At 61.2% G+C, this 22,221-nt stretch carries 20 protein-coding genes; 13 read left to right on the top strand and 7 right to left on the bottom strand.

Annotation, left to right across the window (positions count from 1 at the left end; all coding sequences use genetic code 11):
• Positions 1–17: 17 nt before the first annotated feature.
• Entirely contained in the window at positions 18–479 is a 462-nt protein-coding gene (locus tag VFZ66_20490) for a MarR family transcriptional regulator (GenBank protein HEX6291574.1), read from the bottom strand.
• Between the two features lie 679 nt (positions 480–1,158).
• Here VFZ66_20490 and VFZ66_20495 point away from each other — a divergent pair.
• The 3 genes from VFZ66_20495 (at position 1,159) to VFZ66_20505 (ending at position 3,358) form a co-directional block, all read left to right on the top strand.
• On the top strand, positions 1,159–1,842 hold the full coding sequence (locus tag VFZ66_20495; GenBank protein HEX6291575.1) for a response regulator transcription factor: 684 nt from the start codon (positions 1,159–1,161) through the stop codon (positions 1,840–1,842).
• A 273-nt stretch (positions 1,843–2,115) separates the two neighbouring features.
• Complete coding sequence (locus VFZ66_20500; protein ID HEX6291576.1) at positions 2,116–2,511, top strand: hypothetical protein; 396 nt, start codon at positions 2,116–2,118, stop codon at positions 2,509–2,511.
• Positions 2,512–3,193: 682 nt separating this feature from the next.
• Positions 3,194–3,358, top strand: coding sequence for a hypothetical protein (locus VFZ66_20505; protein ID HEX6291577.1), 165 nt, complete (start codon positions 3,194–3,196; stop codon positions 3,356–3,358).
• A 188-nt stretch (positions 3,359–3,546) separates the two neighbouring features.
• Here the strand turns inward: VFZ66_20505 and VFZ66_20510 are convergent, their stop codons facing one another.
• Complete coding sequence (locus VFZ66_20510; GenBank protein HEX6291578.1) at positions 3,547–4,110, bottom strand: hypothetical protein; 564 nt, start codon at positions 4,108–4,110, stop codon at positions 3,547–3,549.
• Positions 4,111–5,039: 929 nt separating this feature from the next.
• Between VFZ66_20510 and VFZ66_20515 the strand changes: the two genes are divergently transcribed.
• Both VFZ66_20515 and VFZ66_20520 read left to right on the top strand, forming a co-directional pair.
• Positions 5,040–5,591, top strand: coding sequence for a hypothetical protein (locus VFZ66_20515; protein HEX6291579.1), 552 nt, complete (start codon positions 5,040–5,042; stop codon positions 5,589–5,591).
• A gap of 144 nt (positions 5,592–5,735) precedes the next feature.
• Positions 5,736–6,914, top strand: coding sequence for a peptidylprolyl isomerase (locus tag VFZ66_20520; protein HEX6291580.1), 1,179 nt, complete (start codon positions 5,736–5,738; stop codon positions 6,912–6,914).
• A gap of 82 nt (positions 6,915–6,996) precedes the next feature.
• On the opposite strand, the gene VFZ66_20525 is transcribed toward VFZ66_20520, so the two are convergent.
• A complete protein-coding gene (locus tag VFZ66_20525; protein ID HEX6291581.1) occupies positions 6,997–8,523 on the bottom strand; it encodes a catalase in 1,527 nt (508 codons plus the stop codon).
• An 861-nt stretch (positions 8,524–9,384) separates the two neighbouring features.
• Between VFZ66_20525 and VFZ66_20530 the strand changes: the two genes are divergently transcribed.
• The 6 genes from VFZ66_20530 to VFZ66_20555 all read left to right on the top strand — a co-directional run bounded on the left by VFZ66_20530 (position 9,385) and on the right by VFZ66_20555 (position 15,177).
• The gene (locus VFZ66_20530; protein ID HEX6291582.1) at positions 9,385–10,668 is read left to right on the top strand and encodes a hypothetical protein; all 1,284 of its coding nucleotides are present in this window, start codon (positions 9,385–9,387) and stop codon (positions 10,666–10,668) included.
• A 12-nt stretch (positions 10,669–10,680) separates the two neighbouring features.
• Positions 10,681–11,310: a hypothetical protein gene (locus VFZ66_20535; GenBank protein ID HEX6291583.1), complete on the top strand. Its 630-nt coding sequence runs from the start codon at positions 10,681–10,683 to the stop codon at positions 11,308–11,310.
• Positions 11,311–11,474: 164 nt separating this feature from the next.
• Positions 11,475–12,101 carry a hypothetical protein gene (locus tag VFZ66_20540; protein ID HEX6291584.1) on the top strand — a complete coding sequence of 209 codons (627 nt, stop codon included), beginning with the start codon at positions 11,475–11,477 and terminating at the stop codon, positions 12,099–12,101.
• A 12-nt stretch (positions 12,102–12,113) separates the two neighbouring features.
• On the top strand, positions 12,114–12,656 hold the full coding sequence (locus VFZ66_20545) for a hypothetical protein (protein HEX6291585.1): 543 nt from the start codon (positions 12,114–12,116) through the stop codon (positions 12,654–12,656).
• 361 nt (positions 12,657–13,017) lie between these two features.
• The gene (locus VFZ66_20550) at positions 13,018–14,523 is read left to right on the top strand and encodes a hypothetical protein (GenBank protein HEX6291586.1); all 1,506 of its coding nucleotides are present in this window, start codon (positions 13,018–13,020) and stop codon (positions 14,521–14,523) included.
• A 144-nt stretch (positions 14,524–14,667) separates the two neighbouring features.
• A complete protein-coding gene (locus VFZ66_20555; protein ID HEX6291587.1) occupies positions 14,668–15,177 on the top strand; it encodes a nitroreductase family deazaflavin-dependent oxidoreductase in 510 nt (169 codons plus the stop codon).
• A 55-nt stretch (positions 15,178–15,232) separates the two neighbouring features.
• Here VFZ66_20555 and VFZ66_20560 read toward each other — a convergent pair whose 3' ends face one another.
• A complete protein-coding gene (locus tag VFZ66_20560; GenBank protein ID HEX6291588.1) occupies positions 15,233–16,051 on the bottom strand; it encodes a GNAT family N-acetyltransferase in 819 nt (272 codons plus the stop codon).
• 610 nt (positions 16,052–16,661) lie between these two features.
• Between VFZ66_20560 and VFZ66_20565 the strand changes: the two genes are divergently transcribed.
• On the top strand, positions 16,662–18,245 hold the full coding sequence (locus VFZ66_20565; protein ID HEX6291589.1) for a S8 family serine peptidase: 1,584 nt from the start codon (positions 16,662–16,664) through the stop codon (positions 18,243–18,245).
• A 144-nt stretch (positions 18,246–18,389) separates the two neighbouring features.
• Here VFZ66_20565 and VFZ66_20570 read toward each other — a convergent pair whose 3' ends face one another.
• The 3 genes from VFZ66_20570 to VFZ66_20580 form a co-directional block, all read right to left on the bottom strand.
• Complete coding sequence (locus VFZ66_20570) at positions 18,390–18,797, bottom strand: DUF302 domain-containing protein (GenBank protein HEX6291590.1); 408 nt, start codon at positions 18,795–18,797, stop codon at positions 18,390–18,392.
• Positions 18,722–19,081, bottom strand: coding sequence for a TSUP family transporter (locus VFZ66_20575; GenBank protein HEX6291591.1), 360 nt, complete (start codon positions 19,079–19,081; stop codon positions 18,722–18,724). Before VFZ66_20575 ends, VFZ66_20570 begins: the two co-directional genes overlap by 76 nt.
• A 250-nt stretch (positions 19,082–19,331) precedes the next feature.
• On the bottom strand, positions 19,332–19,625 hold the full coding sequence (locus tag VFZ66_20580) for an RNA-binding protein (GenBank protein ID HEX6291592.1): 294 nt from the start codon (positions 19,623–19,625) through the stop codon (positions 19,332–19,334).
• Positions 19,626–20,219: 594 nt separating this feature from the next.
• Between VFZ66_20580 and VFZ66_20585 the strand changes: the two genes are divergently transcribed.
• A partial coding sequence (locus VFZ66_20585; GenBank protein ID HEX6291593.1) for a PBP1A family penicillin-binding protein occupies positions 20,220–22,221 on the top strand: 2,002 nt, incomplete at its 3' end.

Raw genomic sequence — 22,221 nt, forward strand, 5'->3', positions numbered from 1 at the left:
CGCGCTCGCTCGATTGCTCACTCCCCAGGCTGAGCCGCTCCATGCTCGATCCTATGGGTTTCGAGATCACTGGTGAGAAGCGTTGCCACGGTTTGCATCAGCGAGTGTAGGCTTTGTTGCGTTGCGGGATCGAGTGAGCCGAGGCGACGACGAAGCGAGGCCGTATGCGCAGCCTGGGCCTGCTCTAAACGCTGTGAGCCGGTTGAGGTGAGCGAAACCCGCACCAGACGTTGGTCGCGGCTATCGCCATTGCATTGGACCAGCCCTTGTTGCGCTAGCCGCTGTACCAGCCGCGTAATGTTGCCGCGTGTACAGAGCAGCGCCTGACTCAGCTCGGTGATCGTCTGGCCTTCGTCGGGCTGGACGCCAAGTTTGAGCAGCAGATTGTATTGGGTGGGGGTAAGACCGACAGCCCGCAGGGTACGACGATCGCCGTCGTCGAGCAGCACGTAGATCTGCTGAAGTTGATGGTATATCACGAGACTGTGGTCTTCCATATACTCTGGAGCACTTTTTTGTTGACTAGTCAACAATCTAATCCTAGCATAGATAGCGCCACTTTGTCAAGAGGCAGAACATATTACGAAAGAACGTGAGCGGAAAGCGCCGACCTTGTTTGGATGTGTATTGTAACGCCAATCGTTCGCAAGAGCCAGCTTCGCGTGTCTATACCAAAGATAACAAATTATGCCCATGACCCACATCTTTTAGACGATCTCAGCGTTTATTCTTCTGAAACCACGCTACGTAGTCATGTAAGAGGCAACCTGCACGTCATCTGGTGCGTCGACGACCTCGCCGATTATCGTTCGAGCACCCATCGCAGGATGCCCGCGCAGACTCTTTGCCGCTAATTGCCACGTGTCAAATAATGCAGCGCGCGATAGTCCGCCGTCAGGCCAAGGGTGTGGGGTGTCGCCCACGTATCCCCTGTCTCAGGTCCAGGGCACGATAGGAGATGTCCGCAGACGTGTCTTGAGCATGCAGTAGGGATCGAGCACGACAGTCGGGAAGCAGCGGGACGCGCTTTAAGCTAGACTTGCTCATAGAACGAGCGACAGCGCTGGAAGATTGCGCGGGTTGAATCGCGTAGTGGTGAGCATCAGGCCGCTGTCATCGCCAGCCCGCTCAAGACACATGCTCTATGGAGGCATTTTTATGACTACTCTCGATGTCAATACGGTCCGGGTTCTTGTGGTGGATGACCATGCCATCGTTCGGGCAGGCTTACGGATGCTGATCGAAAGTCGGCCTGGGCTGACGGTGGTGGGCGAGGCTGCCAGCACAGCCGAGGCGCTGCTGCTCAGCGGTCGCGAGCAGCCCGATCTGATTCTGCTCGATCTGGATCTGGGCGGCGAGAGTAGCCTTGACATCCTCCCTGAGCTCTTCGCCACTGCCAGCCAGGCGCGCGTGCTGATGCTGACGGGCGTTCGCGATCCTGAGCAGCATCATCGTGCGGTTCGGCTGGGTGCTATGGGCGTGGTGCTCAAAGAGAAGGCCGCCGACGACCTGCTTAAGGCGATCGAAAAAGTCCACGCTGGCGAGGTGTGGCTCGACGGTGCGCTGATGGCGCGTGTCCTCGGTCGCACGCTGCCGGGTAGCGACGCCAGCGCCATCAACCCGGAATCGGCCAAAATGGCAGCGCTGACCGATCGCGAGCGCGAAGTGATCGCCTTGATCTGCGAGGGCCTGCAAAACAAGCTGATCGGCGAGCGTCTCTTCATCAGCGAAACGACCGTCCGCCATCATCTGACATCGATCTTTGATAAGGTAGGTGTTAGCAATCGCCTTGAGCTGGTGATCTACGCCTACCGCCACGGTCTTGCCAAGCTGCCGCGCTGAAGAGAACAACGGATCAAGGAAAGAGCCAAGAACCGGGGAAGCGAGAAAAGGGTGGAACGCTGCTTCCTGATCCACAACCCCTGATCGCTGGTCGTGGAGAATTGAAACCTGGATATAGCTCATTCGATCGCCAGATCCCGCACGCGCTGCTTGTTCGGGCCGGGTCAGCGCTACGCGGCACATTTGTGCCTACTGCAATTATCGTATTTGACGATGCGCAGCAGGACCAGGCCCGGTATCATGCGTGCATAGTCGAGCAAGGACATGGATGCTATGCCGTCACAATCGTTCAAGCACATGGTCGATACGTTCACACCCACCACGCAGGCAGGGCCGCTTCTTCAGGAGACGGAGCGACGAAGCTTGTTGCGCGTCGAACTCCCCTTCCCAGCCATCGTACGGGGTCTGGATGTGAACCAGCAATCGTTTGAAGAGCATACCGTGCTCGACAACCTTAGCGCGCATAGTCTGGCCCTCAGGCTGGAGCGGCTGGTCGAGCCGGGAGCGAAGCTGTTTCTGGTCGTCCGGCTTGCAACCGAGCCCGCCGGTCCCGCGCCCCGTGTTGCCGTGCGGGCCGTGGTCCACCGCGTGGATCGGCGTGGCTTCGACCAGTATAGCGTCGCGATGATCTTTACCGCCTATCGTTTTCTCTACGCCAACACGCGGTAGATCAGCGCTGGGAGCAGCCGGGCGTTTTAAGCAGCAGGGTATGAGGCTTCATACCCTGCATCGATTATTCCCAACGCAAAGATGCAGCCCTGGTCGGCTAAAGCAGAGCCAAGGCCGGGGTGAGCGAGGAATCGAGAGCGCTGTTGGTGGCATAGGCTTTGTGGCGCTGAGCAGCTACAGCCGACGAAGTGTTGGCTCGGCAGCCAAAAGTCACAAAACGGGATAGTGCTCGATGTCCATTAGCGCAGGACGATCGGCTATGCTGCGGTCGTGCATCGTCCATGCTATGCTATACACAGCCGCTACAACATGCCGTTCGACCGACTGGGGGGTGGGCCGAACACATGGGGTAGCGGTTTTTGTATGCTCCCGCTCCGCTGACTCGCCTGGCTTCTGAACAGCTCAGATGCAGCGACTTCTCAGGAGCCATTATACAGGGGGTAGGGGGGTGTACAGGCGCTACAAGACCTGCTTCGATCCAAACACAGGCAAGGGCTTCGGGCTTGGAGGTATCGTGCAAGGGGTGGTGACGATACATCTGGAGCCGCAACAGAACGCATCGCTGGAGGGTGTGCTGGCGACACGTCGCGCTGCCTGGTTCGTTGCAGTGTGGGGGTAAGCACACGTGCATTGACCTTAAGATACCACCCCGACCTTACCAGCAACCTTACCGCGCCAGACAATGTTGACATTGCTGCTCGACGATTTCGCGACCGTCGCGGCGGGCTACGAGATCGACACGCTCCTGCCACAGATCGGCTGTCCGGTGCTGCTGCAAGCCGATCCGGCATCCGGCGGCATCATGACCGATGCCGAGGTGCTCCATGCCGTGCCGCTGCTCGCGTAGCCCAGCCATGTATGCCTACCGGGCATCAGCCATGTGCTCCACAACGAGCGGAAAGCACCTGTCCTCGACGCGCTCACCGCGTTCTTTGCCGCACATTGATCGCAAGCCACGATCGCCGGATCGAGCGGGCGCGGCAAACAAAAATTCCCCATCTGCTTAGATGGGGAATATATGTGCGACGGTGCTTGTTACTTACGTTTGCAGATCAGATCGTACCTGCCGAGAACCGTGCCGTCCTGCGAGATCGCGCCGTACCAGCGGTAGCGCTCGGCCTTGATGCGCTCGATGGTTTCGGTAAACTCCAGCGTGACACCGCCGGTCGTATAGGTGCCGTCCCAGACCATCGTGTCTTGCTGCCACCCGTTTGAGTCGAGCACGCCGAACGAGCCATCATTGGTCATAATCGTCCGCGCGTGCTTGCCGGTGGACTCGGTGTAGCCCCAGTACTGGTCTTCGATGAACGGCTCAGGCGTGATCGGGTCTTGCTCGACAAAGTGAACCTTCAACCACTGCCCGTCGAGCGTCCACGCATTTTCCATCAGGCCGTAATACGGACGCTCGGTTCCGTGCGGAGCGGTGGTGATTCCACTACATTGCCAGGTCCCAACCTGCTCATGCCGTCGATCGAGGCTGGTATCGCCTCGCGGCTTTTGACCTGACGCGGCAGCACCGTATGTTGTGGCAAAACCAACGCCAAGGATCAACAGGACCAGAAGAATATTAAGTTGCTTGCGGATGATGTTTGCGGCCATGCTTTACCCCCTTGAAACACGCCGAATCCATGCTGTCCACTGCTAGAGAGCCTAAGACGATGAGCTAGCCGGAGGCTACACCCCTATAGCCTCTAAGATGACACCAATCATCGAGATGGGTGGTGTCTGGCTTACCTGTCGTTTATGTCTCTATATCCGTCGCTATGCTCTGTTTGCGCTGGCTAATCCTACTTGTCGCCAGTTTAGCAATCAGATGCTCCCTAACGTTATGGTAGTGTGAATATACACATGGATCAGATCTCTATACAACCCTCGCTGGTCCATTTTTCGCCTAGTATTAACAGATAATTAACTATTTCAAACTATTCGATGTATCGCTATATCACGATATGGTCGAATACTCCACGGCATGCAGCCGTAAGCGTAGAACAGGCGCATCAATACAGGGAAATATCACGGATCAGCGCAGTGGGTCGAGGTACTCGTGTGCTAACTGTCCATCCATTACTTTGGTCCAGAGTACCGCAAGTACTTTTGTTCCCTGGCAACATGTCAGATGCGCGCGGTCGCGCCAGCGCCACACGACAAAAAGCCAGTCAGGGCCGCTCTGTCGAAGGCGGATCTGTTCGGTTGCGTCAGTCCTATATCATACTCAGCGCCCACCACTCAGGACGATTGCAACCGCGGCTCGGCACCAACCCGGTCATTAATTTTTAGATTTTTTAAAGATTCGGCTCTGGTTTGTTTAGCCACGTATAAGATATGCCTGCTATACTTGCCACTTAATAACAGATGCTACGCGACTGTCGCCAGGAAACACATCTCTACCACGGCAACAGAGCCATCGCGTACAGGCCTGCAACGCCAGCGCTGGCGCTACACTCGAAACAATCCGCACACTCGATCAGCATGGCGATGTGCAACCGATCCAGGCGGGATCGACCCATCGCTCCAGTAGGAGGCTCCCTATGGTTTGGCGTACCCTTCGTGTCGTCTTTTTCGCAACATTGGCCTGGGGCGTATTTGCGCTGGTGCCTAGCGCGCAAGCCACCAACACCGACCGAGAGCATGCCCAGTGGATCTTGAGCCGCTACAATAACGGCTGGGGCATTAACCTGCTGGAATACACGCTTGGCTGTGGCTGCGACGACGGCGCGACGCCCGCCGATAACATTCGCGATGCCGCTGCTGGCCGAGCAGCGAACCGGAGCAACTATGGCACCGCGCCCGGCGGAACCGTCACGCTCAAGCACGCTCTGCTCTTCGGCATGCAAAAGCTCAAGGAGCGCTACAACCACACCTACCGCGTAACGTCGATCGCCGGTGGCTCGCACAGCTCAACCTCGCTGCACTACGCGGGCCGCGCCTTTGACGTGGACCGCGTCAACGGGCAGGAAGTCAGCTATACCTATCCGCACAACACCTTCCAGCAGCATTGCCGCGAGCTGGGCGCGGACGAAGTGCTCGGCCCAGGCGACGCCGGTCACTCCACACATATCCACTGCGCATGGCGGCCCTAGTGCGCCGCTAGAACAGGCTGCCAGACGCGAGCATGCTACAATACGCATAGCTGTCATAGCCGCTGGGTTGCGGGATCTCGGTTCCGCTATCCGGCGGCTTGCTATGCCCGTATCACGACGAACAAGCCGAAGCGGAGGAGCTGCATGGCGATAAAGAAGCCATCCCGAACACGTCAAATCGTGATCGAGGTGGGGATTGCGCTGCTGTTGGTGATCGTTGCCCGTGTGGCCTGGGATCAGCTTTATGTCGCAACTCGTCCGGTGGCGCAGGTGGGCGACGAGACGATCAGCCGACGGCAGTACCGGGAGCTTGTCGAGCTTGATCTGGCCCAGCAATTTGCGTATCTGCACAGCGAGCTCGGGCGCTACGATGAGCTGATGAGCGGCGCAGGCGATACTACTGCGCTGTTTGAGCAAGATCGGCAGCGGACGATACAGTTGCGCGATGCGGTCGTAGAGGAGCTGCGACAGGTGCAGGGTAGTCGCCTCGACAGCGCGCTGGTCGACCACTGGATCGGCCAGGAGCTGGTCTTGCAGGGCGCGGCCCACGAAGGCATCGCCGTCGATGAGCACGAAGTCAACGCGACGCTGATCAAGACGCTGGCCGCGCCGCCCGGTGAAGATGGTCACGGCCACGACGCAGACGAAGCGGCAGGCACCAACGCAGGACCAGCGGCGACGGATACGCCCGCGCCTGAGTCGGCGCAGGCACTCCTTTCCAACGCCTACAGCGAGCTGGTGCGCGTGCTCAAAGCCGAGCATACCATTGCCGTCGGGTTTTCCGAGGCAGCCTTCGCCAGCCATATCCGCCGTCAGCAGCGCGTCGAGCTGCTGAAAGATCAGATCGAGACGCGGCTTGTGCCCGACAGCGAGGCGCCACGCTCGCTCCAGGCGCATGCGTACTTCCTGCTACTGCCCGTCACCTCACCGATCACCGGCACGGACACAATCACAGCAACCCCCGATCTGAACGATCCGGCATTTGACGCGGCTAAAGTCGAAGTCGATGAGCTGTACCAGCAGCTCAAGCAGGGAGCAGACTTTCTGAAGCTGGCGCAGGAGCACTCCGCCAATCCCGATGAAACCGTCGATCCCGGCTGGTCGGTGCCCGACACGCTCTGGCCGCCGCTGAAAGAAGCAGTGCTAAACCAGCCGCTCGGCGAAGCAGGCCAGCCGGTCAAAACACCGTCGGGCTGGTACATCGTCAAGGTGCTGGAGCGGGCGGAGCGACCGGACACGGCGAAGCTGGAGCAGATGCGCGCCGAGCGGCTTCAGCAGTGGACCGAGCGGCAGCGCGCAGCGCTGGCCGTGAGGCGGTTCTAACCTCGGCGACGACAGCGCGGCGACAAAGCAGCGCACGGGAGCAGGTTTGCTCCCGTGCGCTGTTTCCGGCGGTGAGTGAGGACTACGCGGTTTCGACCATCGTATCCTTCACGTCGATGCCCAGGCCCTCGGCGACACGGCGACCATAGTCTTCGTCGCACTTGAGGAAATGACCGATCATACGCTCCTGAATGTGCCGCTCGCACTGGCCCAGCAGCGTCACCATGTTGAGCACCAGATCCTCGCGCTCCCAATCGGGCATGGTCCGGTAGCGCTCGCCCGCCTGCTTGTAATCGTTGGTCCTGCTGAGCTTGCTGCGGGTCAGCTTGCCTGAGATCATCGGCTCGTAGGGCGCGCCATTGGGCGCCGCCTCCGCCAGGCCGCCGAGCGACGACGGCTCGTAGTTGACGTGCGGGTTCTCGCCCTCGCCGTCGACGTAGTAGGCCATCTGCCCATCGCGCTGGTTGGTGCGCGGCTTGACGATCGGCTGGTTGACCGGCAGCTGGAGGTAGTTCGGGCCGACGCGGTAGCGCTGCGTGTCGGAGTACGAGAAGGTACGCCCGACCAGCATCTTGTCGTCGGAGAAGTCGAGGCCATCGACCAGCACGCCGGTGCCGAAGGCGATCTGCTCGTTCTCGGCAAAAAAGTTCTCGACATTGCGGTTGAGCGTCATCATGCCGACCGGACGCAGCGGAAACTGATCCTCAGGCCAGGTCTTGGTATCGTCCAGCGGATCGAAGTCCAGCTCAGGATGATCGTCGTCGCTCATGATCTGCACGCACAGCTCCCACTTGGGATAGTCGCCGCGCTCGATCGCCTCGAAGAGATCTTTTGAGGCATGGCCCAGATCGGTGGCCTGGATCGCGCTGGCCTGCTCCTGCGTCAGCGACTCGATGCCCTGCTGGGTCTTCCAGTGGTACTTGACCAGCACCGCCGTGCCCTCGGCGTTGACCATCTTGTAGGTGTTGACGCCGAAGCCATCCTGAGTGCGGTAGTTCTTGGGAATGCCGCGCGGGCTGAACAGCCAGGTCAGCATATGCATCGACTCCGGCGTCATGCTCATGAAGTCGAAGATGCGATTCGGCTCCTGGCGGAACGTGACCGGATCGGGCTTGAGCGCATGGATCACATCGGGAAACTTGATCGCGTCGCGGATGAAGAAGACCGGCAGGTTATTGCCGACGAGATCCCAGTTGCCGTCCTCGGTGCGGAACTTGACCGCAAAGCCGCGCGGATCGCGTGCCGCCTCAGAGGAGTCGCGCCCGCCGATCACCGTGGAGAAGCGAATGCTGACCGGCGTCTTCTTGCCCTTCTGCTGGAACAGCTTGGCGCGGGTATACTTCGAGGCAGGTTCGTCGCCGATCGTGCCGTACGCCTCGAACTCGCCGTGGGCGACGAAGCCGCGCGCATGCACCACACGCTCAGGAATCCGCTCGCGATCGAAGTGGCTGATCTTCTCAAGGAACTGATAATTTTCCAGCGTCGCTGGGCCACGGTCGCCGACCGTGCGAGAATTCTGGTTGTCATAGACGGGATGGCCCTGGCGGTTCGTCAAGAAGGGCTGCTCCTGTTTATCCCCGTCCTTTTTTCCATTCGTCTGATCGCTCATGGTCGTCTTTCGCTCCTTCCATGTGCCTATCTCAATGTGTTCCTAACCATCGAGTGACGGTAAGCTCACCGGCGACGCGCGCAATGATCGTTCGTGTAGGGCATCGAGCAAAGCCAGTCGCTCATGATCTGTGAAACGTGGACAGCGGGCAAGCCCCGTTGGCATGTGGGCAACCATCCGTATCAAGAGCTGTGATGGGCAGCCCAGGCCCAGGGGAAATACCAAGGCAAAACGCCGACGACTACAGCGCAGCATCCTGGTTTCGTGCGCCGGTAGGTTTGTCACTCGCGGCTCGCGTGCAGGCCCGTCCACACGCCGCGCCTACCACGGTCAGGCCACATTGCCATTGTAATCCCTTGCTTGCCGCACGTCAAAATCAAGCAATCGCCTCCAAAGGGATCAAGATCGAGGGTGGGGTTCAGGAAGAAGAGTTCAGGGCTTCCTTGTTCTTTCACGCCCCTGGTTCTTGATTCTCGGTTCTCCCTTTGTTTCCATGCTCTTTGTTCTTTTGTGCTTCGCTCAGGCGAGGGGTACAACCGAGGGGTACCGTTTTTATCAGATCTTTTTAAGGAGATCGAGCCTGATTTTTAGAAGCGTTTGAGATCGATTGGATACACTTTAACCAGCAATTAACTATTTGAATCTACCAGGTCGGGGCCTTCTCTGTCGCCAGGGGAAGCTAGACCAGACAGCACCGCATCGGCCATGAAAGGAGGAGCGACCGCCGAACGATGAGCCTGCCCACCATTGCATCAACCGTTCTCGTCCCTCGTCATCGCTTCACACAAGGAGCCAAGCGCTATGTTCGGAGCGTCAACTAGCCCTACGCGCCGCCACCTCAAACAGCTTAGCTTATGGGTCATGGTAGGCTTCCTCGTTGGTCTGATCAGCCTGGTCGTGACTAACGGTGCCGTCGCCACGCCCGACCTCGATCGGTTCGATCCCGACATCTACCCGGCGATCGACGTCAGCCACAATCCGCCCGTCATCGCCAGGGCCGACGAGAACGTTCGCCTGGCTTTCACCTTTGCCTGTGGCTTCGCGCTACCCAACCAGCAGCGCTGCCTGCCCTCCGCGACGCTCTTCACCGCCTACGGTGATAGTCAGTTCACGCCCGTCGCTCTCGCCGAAGAGAACCACGACTCCTTGCGCGTCCTGGCCGCCACGGTGCCTGCCGCCGATGCCAGCGGCCAGCCGCTCCGCTACTACCTCGACGTGACCGAGGCCACCACCAGCGTCCAGGGACGGCATCCCGCTGTCGGCGCGATCGAGCCGCTGGTTGCCGCCGACCTGACCCCGGTGCGCCTGGGTGCCAGCACTGCCGCTACGGCGGAGTCCTACCTCCACCTCGGATGGGGCACCGCGCCCAGCCAGGTTGGTGTCGAGCGTCATGTGGAGCAGGCTACGATGGCGCCCGACTCCTTTGACGTAGCGCCCAACGGCACCATTGCCCTGCTCGACCACATCAACCAGCGCGTCGTTGTCACCAACCCGGCGCGGGGCAGCTTCCACACGTTTGGCGCGCCGCTCAAGGGCGTTGGCGATGTCGCGATCGATGCCGACGGCACGATTACCGTGCTCGACCTCGTCGGCGAGCGTACCGGCGAGAGCAAGGCGCGCGTGCCGCAGGTCCATCGCTTCGACGCCCAGGGCAAGAAGCTGGGCAGCGCGACAGTCTATGCCAGCCGTCCTACGGGCCTGACCGCCAGCCGCAGCGTCAACGACCTGCTGGATAACCGCGAGGTCCAGGCGCTCAAAGCGGATGCCAGAGCCGCCACCCGCGAGGAGCAGCGCCAGAGCCGCAGCCGCGCGGCCTACCTCGTCAAGTTCCTCGACGCCAATCACGCGCGCCTGGCCGACACGCAGCGCAACCTGACCTTCGACGTGACCTCCAGCGAGACGCTCGGCGCGATTGCCTACTTTGGCCGCACCGCTCAGGGCTACGTCGCGGTCTTCGAGGATACCAGCCTGCGCGTCGTCTGGTTCGACGCGAAAGGCACCGTGATCAAAGACGTGCTCGCGCCCAACCAGCAAGCCTCGACCTTCAACCCGAACGGACGGGTGGCGGTGGACCAGCAGGGCAACGTCTACATCCTCGGCTCGACCGACACAGGCATCGAAGTTAGCCGCGTGGCAGCGCGATAAGGAGGCACAACCATGAAAGTACGCAGTTTAGGACTGGTGCTGGGTCTGATCATGGGCATGCTGACGGCGCTGACCGTAGCAGCGCCGACGCCAGCGCAGGCCGGAACAAGCATTAGCTGCTGGAGCCGCTCGCAGGCGTCGAGCTACGCCTACACAGGCCGCTACGAAGGCTATGAGTGGGGCGGCGGCTGGTGGAACGACAACAACGGCGACGACACGCCCGGCTGCGCCACCGACGGCGGCTCCGGCTGCGAAGGCCCCGACTGTTCGGGCTTTACCTTCAAGAGCTGGGCGCTGCCCAACTCGACCGGCAGCTCCGGGTATGTCAGGTGGGCCATCGGCGAGAACGTTCACGGCCCCTACAACTCGACATCATATCGCGACGGCTGCGGCGGCGCATGCTACGACGTATGTGGCGGCGGTACCGGCGCTGCCTGCGGCTCGGCCTCCTACGGCAGCACGGCAGCCATGGACGGCTTCGCGCAGAGCGGCCACGTCGGCATGATCTACAGCGAAGGCTCGAACGGCTACGATAACATTATCGAGGCGATCAACAACAGCGCTGGCACCGGCATCTGGCAGCGCAACTATCGCAACCAGACCGCCTATGACGGTATCCGCCGCCGGAGCTGGTGCGCCTGATCAAGAACGATCGCAGGCACAGCTCATGTCGCAGCCTGTGGGGGGCCACCAGCGTCTCCCGCAGGCGCGCCGTCTCAGCCGCCCGTGAGACGCACCGATCCAACGTCTGCCCACTCCGAGCGACCAGACCAGGCCGCTGCACATCGGCAAGGAGAGGCACACCTATGAACGTACGAACACTTGGATTGCTGTTGGGACTCGTTATCGGCATGCTCGTATCGGCAATGATCAACCGTCCGGTCGAGGCGGGCACCAGGATCGATTGCTGGACACGCCAGGACGCTGTTGATTACAGCTATAAAGGCCGTCACGAAGGCTATGAGTGGGGCGGCGGCTGGTGGAATGACAACGACCAGGACGACACGCCCGGCTGCGCCACCGACGGCGGCTCCGGCTGCGAAGGCCCCGACTGTTCGGGCTTTACCTTCAAGAGCTGGGCGCTGCCCAACTCAAGCGGTGCCACGGGCTACGTCAAATGGACGATCGGCGAGAACGTTCACGGCCCGTACAACTCGACATCGTATCGCGACGGCTGCAACGGCGCGTGCTTCAACGTCTGCGGTAACGGAACCAGCAACTCGTGCGGCGCTGGCTCGTACGACGAGACGATGAGGATGGACGCCTTTGCGCAGGACGGTCATGTCGGCCTGCTGTATAACGAAGACTCGAACGGCTACGATCATATTATCGAGGCGATCAACAACAGCGCTGGCACCGGCATCTGGCAGCGCAACTATCGCGTCCAGACCGCCTACGACGGCATGCGTCGTCGCAACTGGTGTACGCCATAAGAAAAAGCGCAGATGCAGAGATCACATTTCTGGAGCGGCTGTGCCGCTGCAACGCTGCTGATGCTGAGCGGTATGCTCGCGGCCTGTGGGGCACAGCCAACGTCTCCTACAGGCCCGCCGTCTCAGCCGCCAGTGACGCAGACGGATACAGCCGTCGAAACAGCCACCACACCGCCGGATGGCGAATGCGCCGCTGTCGAGCGGATCGCCCCGGATTCGGAGGAAGGCACAAGGATCGGCGCGGCGCTCCTGGCGGCGCTTCCCGCCACGCAGAGTCCGGAGCTGCAACGGGCCGCGCCCTACGCCTTCGATGAAGTCTGGGACATGTCCAAAGTCGGCACCTGGGTGGTGGTTCAGGCCAGCTTCAAGGAAGCGCTGGAGCCGGGCATCTTTGTGCTGCAAGCGACCGACAACGGCTATCGCTACGAGGGGCTGGCCTGGGCCGGCATGGCAGACAGCGCGGCAGCCGTGCGCGATGGCGTTGCAGGCACGCTCCCAGATGCAGCCAGGGCGCTGGCGGCCTGTATCGACGTGAGTCGCTGGAGCGTCTCCTGACGGATCACGCAGCCGCAGCGCGAGTCGTAGCGCGTGCGGCGGCTGTGTCGCGTCTCGGCTGATGCGCCTGCCTCCAGCACCTCGCACATCACGCTGGTATGACAGCGGACACGCGGTTGCCTAAGCGGATATGCGGCAGATCGCTCGTGCGCCGACAGGCCGGGCGGGTGCCATGCCCGTGCCCGGGGCGTCCTCCAAACCACCCTCTTTCTGATGCAGCATGGTAGGTGTCGTTTCCCGAAACGGGTACGTCATGCTGCGCCAGGCATCTTGATCACGCTGCCTCGCAGCAGCGCCGCGTATCATGCGCTATACTTGCCTCATCAGCGCGCCGCGTGGCTAATTGGCTGGAGGCCCCCCGATGCAAAGCGAACAATCCCAACTGGCGATCACCGCCCTACAAACCTTTTTGAGCACACCGCTGGAAACGCTGCTTCAGCACCATACGACGATTAGCCCGGAAGCTGCCGCGCTCGATCTGTTTCAGCGCGTGGCGGCTACCGTACCGGCCTATCGCGCATTCCTGGCCGAGCGCGAGATCGATCCTGCGTCGATCCGTAGCCTCGCCGATTTCCAGCGGTTGCCGCTGACGACCAAGGCTAACTATGTCTCGCGCTACCCGCTGGCCGATCTCTGCCGTGATGGTCGCCTCGACCACTGCGATATGATCGCGGTTTCGTCGGGATCGACCGGGCAGCCGACCTTCTGGCCGCGCTTCTTCGCCGACGAGATGACAGTCGCCGCACGCTTCGATCAGGTCTTCCACGACAGCTTCTCCGCCGATACGCGCCGCACGCTGGCGGTCGTCTGCTTCACGCTCGGCACGTGGGTCGGGGGCATGTACACCGCAAGCTGCTGCCGGTATCTCGCCAGCAAAGGCTACCCGATCACGGTGATTACGCCGGGCAATAATCGAGAAGAGATTTTCCGCGTGGTGCAGGAGCTTGGCCCAGCCTTCGAGCAAGTGGTGCTGCTGGGGTATCCTCCGTTTCTTAAAGACATCATCGACAGCGGCATTGCGCGCGGCATGGCCTGGGAGCGCTACAACATCAAATGGGTCATGGCGGGCGAAGTCGTCAGCGAGGAGTGGCGACAGCTCGTTGGCGAACGAGCCGGAGCGCACAACCCCTGCTACGATTCAGCCTCGCTCTATGGCACGGCAGACGCGGGTGTGATCGCGAATGAATCGCCTTTGTCGATCTGCATTCGGCGCTTCCTGGCTAACAATCCCGATGCAGCGCGGACGCTCTTCGGCGAGTCGCGCTTGCCCACACTGGCGCAGTACGATCCGCTCAGTCGCTTCTTTGAGGTCCATGATCGAGCGCTCTTGTTTACCGGCGATAACGGCATTCCCCTGATTCGCTACAATATTTTGGATACCGGCGGCCTGATCTCCTACGACGACATGCTCGCGTTCTTGGCGCAGTATGGGTTCAACCCGCTCGATCAGCTTGGCGGGGCAACCGCGCGGGGCGTCCGCCGCCTGCCCTTTGTGTACGTTTTTGGCCGCTCTGACTTCACGGTTTCGTACTTTGGCGCAAACATCTTTCCAGAAAATATAACGGTGGGGCTAGAGCAGCCAAGCGTGAGCGCCTTTGTCACCGGCAAGTTTGTGCTGCAAGTCACGGAAGATGCAGATCGTAACCGTTTTCTATCGATTGTGGTCGAGCTTGCGCCAGGCGTTGCAGGAACCACGGAGCAACAGCACGCCATTACTCACTCGATTCTCACCCATCTACTCCGACTCAACAGCGAGTTTGCCAACTACGTCCCGACCGAATACCGTTTGCCGCAGGTGACGCTCAGACCTAGCGGCGATCCGGAGTATTTCCCCGTAGGCGTGAAGCACCGCTACACCCGTAAATAGGCGCATAAAGTTATGTCAATATAAAAATCGTGCTACACTGGAACTAAGCCGCTCGTGCGCTTGCCGGGTCTAAAGCGGGGGCATATCACATGGCGCGCGGCGCATACCATGAATGTTCGGGGTGGATTCCACGGAGGTTCGATTATGACCACTGCCGGAGATCAGGCGAGCACTGGTCGACGTGTCGGGCAATTCGAGAGCTTCATGCAGCGGTTTATCACCGGATTGCACGTCCTGCTCTATCGGCTCAGCGACGGCAAGATCGGCGGGCGGCTGGTCAACAATTCGATCCTGCTGCTGAGCACGGTAGGCCGAAAAAGTGGCAAGCTGCGCGTCACGCCGCTGCTCTACCTGCCGGACGGCGATCGCATGGTGCTGATCGCCTCCAACGGCGGCACGCCGACAGATCCCGGCTGGTACTTGAACCTACAGGCTCGTCCAGAGGTCATCGTGCGCGTTGGCGAGCGGACGCTACACGTCAAAGCCGAGGATGCGACCGGCGAGGAGCGGCAGCGGCTCTGGGAGCGCGCAGTTCGCGCCTACGGCGGCTATGCCGACTACCAAAAACGCACCGATCGGCAAATTCCCGTCGTGATCCTGCGGCCTGTCGAAGCATACACGGAGAACAAAGAGCAGAGAGCAAAGAATACATGAACGAAACGTCCAACTTCTTTGCTCACCTGTTCCCGCGTTCCCTCGACCCCTGCGGCTACGCAAGCTCACGCTGCATCACCAGCCGGGTATAGGCGATCTGGAAGCCCGCGCGCTGCACGTTGCGCTGCGAGTCGCTGCCGGGTAAGGGCGCGACCGTCGCCAGGCCGCAGCCTGCCGACGCAGCCGCCGCCAGCCGCGCGCGAAGCAGCGCTGTGTGCACGCCCCGCCTGCGATATTCTACCCTGGTGCTCGTCGAAAAGAACGTCGCCAGCCCGTCACGGATCGCCAGGCCCGCCGCGCCCACCGGCTCATCCCCGATCCGCGCCAGAAAACAGGTGACAGTAGGCCGCTGGAACGCCAGCCGCGCCAGGCTCAGCCCCATAGCATCGGCGGCGAGATCGTCGCGCCCGGAGAAGCCCCGGTCCACGGTCCGCTCCCACAGGTCAATATCATCCGCCGCCACAGCAGCGACACGGATCGCCGGGTACGGCGCTTCCTGCATGTCTGCCGCCCCGATCGCCCGAATATGCCTGTTGAAAAAGCGCACGATCCGGTATCCGCGCCGACCGAGTGCAGCTACCAGCGAGCCATCGGCCAGCGGGCATACATCCACCTGCGCGGGCAGGCCGTAGCCGCGATACAGCGCCTCCAGCGTATCCAGATCGGCGTCCGTAACCGGCTGCGACATGCCCAGCCCGATCGCTCGGTTCACCGGAAAGTCGGGCCGGGTAAACGTCGCATAGCCGCCCGCGACCGGCACCACCTGCGCGCTCGAATCGGGCTGAAGCCGTTTCAGCGTGTGGGCATATTCGGCGTTGTTGAGTGCCTCATTGCGTTCAAGACGCTGCGCAAGAGCAAGATCGGCAAACAGCATGTGATGTCCTCCAGCGCCAGTGTAGCATCACGGTCAACACCGTGAGGCCAATATCAAATCGGCTCAAGACAGACGATCTTGACATTGGCAAGCAGCGTATGCTAGTATAGCGCTACGTTTCTTTACACTTTTAAATAATCTCGCATAGCTTGGCGTAGCCTGAAACTGTATCAACGTCTATCGCCCCCCGAAGCGTAGGCGCATACGATGATTCAGAGGAGCAACCCCTGGGGTAACAACCACGGCACCTCTAGCTTCAGGCTTTGGGCCGATCTTCCTACCCATACCCAAGCCACGTACTTCCTCGGCAATTCCCGGCGCTCAACCGATCGCTTGCGTATGCGCGCGCATCGTTTGCTGTCGACTCTCATGGATGATCGCGCAAACCATGAGGGCTGTCGCGATCCTTTGCGCTGCCGTGCTCCGGGCCGAATCGAAAAGCGGCCCCCGTATGCCGTATCACCTCGCTCGTTCTTCGACATAGCTCCATCATCCGCCAAGAAGGAGGTCGCGCTGTGAAAGCTTGACGACATTCCCGCGATTCGTCGCTCGTCGGCATCGTTCGTCTGAATGATATTCCAAAGATCGACAACCTCACAGGAGGAGAGTCATGAGGCTTCGGGCACTCGTCGTTATCGTCGCGCTCTACGTGTTAGCATTTCAGCCTGTGCCCGCTCGCGGCGCAGGCCAGGCCGAAGGGAATATTCGTCGGGTTCAGCCTGCGATTCCCGATCAGTATGTGGTTGTGCTTAAGGATGACATCGCACCGGCCAGGGTTGCGGGCGTGGCAGCCGATCTGGCACGTACGCATGGCGGCACGCTGCACCACGTCTATCAGCATGCGCTTAAGGGCTTTTCGCTGCGGCTCCCTGAGGCTGCGGCGTCCCGCTTGAGCCGCGACCCACGGGTTGCCTATGTGGCGGAGGATGGTCGGGTTGGTTTGGTCGACACCCAGTTCAATCCACCCTGGGGCCTCGACCGCATCGACCAGAATAACCGACCGCTCAACAGCGCCTACACCTACAACACGACTGGTGAAGGTGTCAACGTGTACGTGATCGATACCGGCATTCGTCCGACGCATCAAGAGTTTGGAGGCCGCGCTGCCATCGCCTATGATGCGTTTGGCGGCAATGGTCAGGATTGCAACGGGCATGGTACGCATGTCGCGGGAACGGTCGGCGGCAGCACGTACGGCGTTGCGAAACGGGCGAGAATCTACGGCGTTCGGGTGCTGGATTGTGGTGGTAGCGGCTCATTCTCAGGCGTGATCGCGGGCGTGGATTGGGTGACAAACAACCGGGCGCTCCCGGCTGTTGCGAATATGAGCCTGGGCGGCTCGGCCTACGACCCGCTGGATACCGCCGTGCGCAACTCCATCCAGCGCGGTATTACGTATGCCATCGCTGCCGGGAATAGCAATGCAGATGCGCGTGGCTTTTCGCCTGCGCGCGTCGCGCAGGCTTTGACCGTCGGCGCGACGGATATTGCGGATAATCGCGCCTCGTTCTCGAACTATGGCCCCGTGGTCGATGTGTTTGCGCCGGGCGTGAGTGTTATCTCGGCATGGATCGGCAGCGACACCGCGACCAACACGATCTCGGGAACGTCGATGGCGTCGCCGCATGTGGCCGGCGTTGCGGCGCTCTACCTGCAAAGCAATCCAGGTGCCTCCCCGACCATCGTGAGCCAGATGATCAAAAGTAATGCCAGCCTGAGCCTCGTCGTCAATCCTGGGGCCGGATCGCCCAACCGGCTGTTGTATTCGGGCTTCGTTCCATCCTCAGCCATCAATCCGATCGACAATTCACGGTTCTTTGTGTGGCAGCATTACCTGGATTTCCTGGTCAAAGAGCCTGACGAGCCTGGCCTGAACTTCTGGACGAGCCAGATCACGCAGTGCGGCGGCGATGCCGCCTGTATCGATCGGGAGCGGGTGCATGTGTCGCGGGCGTTCTGGGAATCGATCGAGTTTCTCCAGCGCCAGCCGACACTGGCGAGCTATCCCCAGGGCACGCCGGAGTACAATCAGGAGTTTGTGCGGCTGTGCTATGTCGTCTACTTGCAGCGCGATCCTGATGCGCCAGGCTATAACTTCTGGCTCAACGATCTCAACAGCAACAACGATTACGACCATATCATCAGGGCATTCTTGCTCTCCATCGAATATCGCGCAAGGTTCGGCCAGACGTAGGGAGCGACTGGCTGATCAGGCGGTAGACAGGCGGCGATCGGCAGCATCCGGTGTCGACTCGCCATACGATCGAAGCGGGGTGAGCGGCTTTGCATCGGGCAAGCCCCACCCCGCTCCCGCTGCGACCCTGAGCGGCAGCGCGAGCTAGCGGGCCTGCAATCGCTCGATCACCCGACGCAGCCGGGCATCAGCTTCCTGGGCTACCGCCTCGACTTCAGGATTATCCACCAGGCTCAGCATCGCGATCGGATCGGCGATGTCGACGCGGCTGCGCTCGCCGTGGGCATGCACCACGACGTTGCAGGGAAGCAGCAGGCCGATCGTGTGCTCCAGCGTCAGGGCACGATGCGCAAGCTGGGGATTGCACGCGCCCAGGATCGCATACGGCTCGAAATCCACGTCGAGCTTCTGCTTCATCGTCTGGCGCACGTCGATCGTTGTCAGCACGCCGAAGCCCTCCTCTTTGAGCGCGGCAGTTACCCGCTCGATCGCCTGCTCGTAGGGCAGATCCAGATCCGCGCCAAACCCATACTCCCGCAACTTACGCTCCATGACCGCACCTCCTGTTCAGCGTCGATCGTCCCAGTTGCGCTTTTGCGACGAACACCATTGGCAGGTTGATCCTCAGCAGCATAACCGCCAGCGCTGAGATGTCTGCACAGACCAGCCGCGCTGTTGATCGCGATCATCACCAGCGACGAGCCGACCGCTTCCGGCATATCCATGCCGACCAGCAATACCAGTGCCGGTACGATCAGAAAGCCGCCGCCCAACACGCCGAGCGACAGCCCGATCAGACCGCCCATCAGCGGAGTCAGGCGCAGAGTTTCAATCACCAGTAGGCTACGCCTTGCGCAGAATTCGGAGAAAACGATTGCCGAGGCCGAGGAAGCGGCAGACAGCAAGCTCGCATATGCTCAACGACTCGCTGAGCCTGCGGGCTGCTCGAAACAGAACACGCCAGGGCATATTCCCTGGCGCGTCATCACCCAACCGTGTCTAGCTATATCATCGAGACACGTACGCGGACATGGAGCGTGCTGATCTAGCCGAGGAGCAACGATTCTGCACCCCGGCCAGGCGCCGCTAGTAGCGGTTACGGCGTCCGCCGCCGCCGAAGCCGCGATCACGCTGCGGCTTGTCTTCCGCCTCGTTCACCCGAATAGCGCGACCATCCAGATCCTGTCCGTCCAGAGCGCGAATGACATCCTGAACATTATCGCTCTCGATCGTCACGAAGCCAAAGCCGCGAGAGCGGCCCGTGTCGCGATCCGAAATGACCTTCGCGTCTAAAACTTCGGCGTGCGGGGCGACAAGATTGGATAAGTCGGCGTCCGTCGTATTCCACGACAGGTTGCCAATGAATAAGCGAGCTTGCATCGGTCCTCCAAATGTTCCTTCCGTGGAACGCAGTGTATGTCCCACACAGTTCTGTTCGTGCCCGATCGTTGTTTACCGAACAGGCATAGTACACTGTGTCGTACTACCAAAAAGCAATATAGCCACCGCAGACATCTGCGACGGCCACACGTTTAGTCTAGCACAGATCGATCCACGATGCAAGGCGTAGCGCCGATATTTGTCGATTCTCATCACAGTTCGTTCAGCGCGATCTCATTTCGACTTCAGCCACAATGGCTTATGCTGGTGCAGAAGGCATGTTTGGGGCATTCCCACCACCCAGAGGGTGCCCGCCTCGGCCTGGCAGCCCACGATGCCTGCTGAGCGGCTAGATAAAGAGATCTTTCCCTGGCAGAAAGAAATCTTTGCGCTGCACACCGTCGGCGCGTACTACACTGCGCTTGGGTAGGTGTGTCACGCACCCGGCAGCCCGCGCCGTCCTCGTTCGACACCGGGAATCATCAGCATCCATCGCATACAGCGCGCCGTGTGATCGAAGCGCACAGCTCTGCAACGTCCGAGACGTGATCCAAAACAGACCGCCCATCACAGCAGCCGATCTTGGAGGTGCCTATGTCGTCCAGCATCAACGTTCGTCCCAGGCTACAGCGTCCGCGCTGGCTGCGCTGGTTTGCGCGCGGCCTTGGCCTGTGCTGCCTGGCGATCCTGCTGGTCGGCGGCTACTTCTGGGTGTCCACGCCCTTACCGACGCCGGAGCACCTGCGCGCCCGCGCCGCGATCGGCAACACGCGCATTCTGGATCGGCATGGTCGCCTGCTCTACGAGATGCCCGATCCGCTCAGCGGACGGCAGCGCCCGGTACCGCTCGACGAGATTCCGCTGGCGCTGCGGCAGGCGACGATCGCGGTCGAGGATCGTTCGTTCTATGCCAATCTCGGCATCGATCCGCGCGGCATCGCGCGGGCCGCCTGGATCGACCTGCGCGCCCGCAAGCTCGTCGCCGGTGGCTCGACGATCACGCAGCAGCTTGCTCGTAATTTCCTGCTCGATCCGCAGCTTATGCAGCAGCGCACGCTCACCCGCAAGCTCCGCGAGATGGTCCTGGCGCTCAAGCTGACCGCGACCTATCCCAAGGATGAGATCCTGGCGCTGTATTTGAATCAGAGCTACTACGGCGGCCTGGCCTATGGCGTCGAAGCGGCAGCGCAGCATTTCTTTGGCAAGCCCGTGCGCGATCTTGATCTCGCCGAGGCCGCGCTGCTGGCTGGCCTGCCGCAGGCTCCCTCATATTACGATCCCGTCAGCAATCCCGACGCCGCGATCACGCGCCAGAGCGCCGTTCTCGACGCGATGGTCAGCGCTGGATACATTACGTCAACTCAAGCCGACGCCGCCCGCCGCGAGCCGCTCCAGTTCGCCACCAGCCGCCCGCCGATGCAAGCGCCGCACTTTGTCCACTACGTGCTCGACCAGCTAGCGGCACAGTTCGGCGCAGACACCGTTGCGCGCGGCGGCCTGACCGTGACGACAACGCTCGACGCCAATCTCCAGGCCGCGTCGCAGGCGATCCTGCAACGACAGATCGCCGCGCTGGCGATTCCCACGGGCGGCGGGCCGGATCATCAGGTGCGCAACGGCGCGGTCGTGGTGCTCGATCCGGCAGACGGCGCGATCCTGACGATGGTCGGCAGCCCCAACTTCGCGGACGCTGCCAGCCAGGGCCAGGTCAACGCGGCGCTGGCGCGACGACAGCCTGGCTCGGCGATCAAGCCGCTGACCTACGCCGCTGCACTTGAGCGCGGCTTCACGCCCGCGACGACGATTCTGGACGTGCCGACCTCGTTTCCAACCCGCGAGGGTCGGCCCTACACCCCCGAAAACTACGATCGCGCCTTCCACGGGCCGCTCTCGCTCCGTGAGGCACTGGCAACCTCCTCGAACGTCTCCGCCGTGAAAGTGCTTAACCAGATTGGCGTTCCCGCGCTGCTGGAGATCGCCGCACGTCTCGGCATCACCACGCTGCAAGAGGATAGCGGACGCTTTGGGCTGGCGCTCACGCTGGGCGGCGGCGAGGTGACGCCGCTTGAGCTGACCGCCTCCTACGCGGCCTTTGCCAACGGCGGCCAGCGGGTCACGCCGTACGCGATTGTGAGTGTGGACAGCGAAGAACAAAGAACGGGCGCCATGCGGGTACCCATGCGGGTGCCAAGCCCAGAGGGCACCCGGCATGGGCACCCGGCACACCAGGAACCAGGGAAAAACGTTGAACGTGAAACGTTGAACGCGAAACTTGAAACTTGGAACTTGAAACTTGAAACTCAAACCGCCGTCAGCCCGCAGGTCGCCTATCTGATCAGTGATATGCTGTCGGATCGCTACGCGCGGATGCGGGCCTTTGGCGAGGTCAGCGCGCTGGATGTGGATCGTCCTGCGGCGGCCAAGACCGGCACCACGAGCGACTGGCGCGACAACTGGACGATCGGCTACACGCCCGATCGGGTGGTTGGGGTGTGGGTGGGCAACGCCGACGGCCAGCCGATGGAGGCGATCAGCGGTGTGAGCGGCGCTGGGCCGATCTGGAATGAGGTGATGCTGGCGGCGCATCGTGGCCTGC

The organism is Herpetosiphonaceae bacterium (assembly GCA_036374795.1).
Classification (GTDB): domain Bacteria; phylum Chloroflexota; class Chloroflexia; order Chloroflexales; family Kallotenuaceae; genus LB3-1.

Coding starts and splice junctions, on each gene's coding strand:
- VFZ66_20540 (HEX6291584.1), top strand. CDS start 11,475: ATGAACGTACGAACACTTGGATTGCTGTTGGGACTCGTTATCGGCATG.
- VFZ66_20520 (HEX6291580.1), top strand. CDS start 5,736: ATGGCGATAAAGAAGCCATCCCGAACACGTCAAATCGTGATCGAGGTG.
- VFZ66_20515 (HEX6291579.1), top strand. CDS start 5,040: ATGGTTTGGCGTACCCTTCGTGTCGTCTTTTTCGCAACATTGGCCTGG.
- VFZ66_20495 (HEX6291575.1), top strand. CDS start 1,159: ATGACTACTCTCGATGTCAATACGGTCCGGGTTCTTGTGGTGGATGAC.
- VFZ66_20560 (HEX6291588.1), bottom strand. CDS start 16,051: ATGCTGTTTGCCGATCTTGCTCTTGCGCAGCGTCTTGAACGCAATGAG.
- VFZ66_20525 (HEX6291581.1), bottom strand. CDS start 8,523: ATGAGCGATCAGACGAATGGAAAAAAGGACGGGGATAAACAGGAGCAG.
- VFZ66_20535 (HEX6291583.1), top strand. CDS start 10,681: ATGAAAGTACGCAGTTTAGGACTGGTGCTGGGTCTGATCATGGGCATG.
- VFZ66_20580 (HEX6291592.1), bottom strand. CDS start 19,625: ATGCAAGCTCGCTTATTCATTGGCAACCTGTCGTGGAATACGACGGAC.
- VFZ66_20570 (HEX6291590.1), bottom strand. CDS start 18,797: ATGGAGCGTAAGTTGCGGGAGTATGGGTTTGGCGCGGATCTGGATCTG.
- VFZ66_20510 (HEX6291578.1), bottom strand. CDS start 4,110: ATGGCCGCAAACATCATCCGCAAGCAACTTAATATTCTTCTGGTCCTG.
- VFZ66_20550 (HEX6291586.1), top strand. CDS start 13,018: ATGCAAAGCGAACAATCCCAACTGGCGATCACCGCCCTACAAACCTTT.
- VFZ66_20530 (HEX6291582.1), top strand. CDS start 9,385: ATGGTAGGCTTCCTCGTTGGTCTGATCAGCCTGGTCGTGACTAACGGT.
- VFZ66_20545 (HEX6291585.1), top strand. CDS start 12,114: ATGCAGAGATCACATTTCTGGAGCGGCTGTGCCGCTGCAACGCTGCTG.
- VFZ66_20555 (HEX6291587.1), top strand. CDS start 14,668: ATGACCACTGCCGGAGATCAGGCGAGCACTGGTCGACGTGTCGGGCAA.
- VFZ66_20565 (HEX6291589.1), top strand. CDS start 16,662: ATGAGGCTTCGGGCACTCGTCGTTATCGTCGCGCTCTACGTGTTAGCA.
- VFZ66_20500 (HEX6291576.1), top strand. CDS start 2,116: ATGCCGTCACAATCGTTCAAGCACATGGTCGATACGTTCACACCCACC.
- VFZ66_20505 (HEX6291577.1), top strand. CDS start 3,194: ATGTTGACATTGCTGCTCGACGATTTCGCGACCGTCGCGGCGGGCTAC.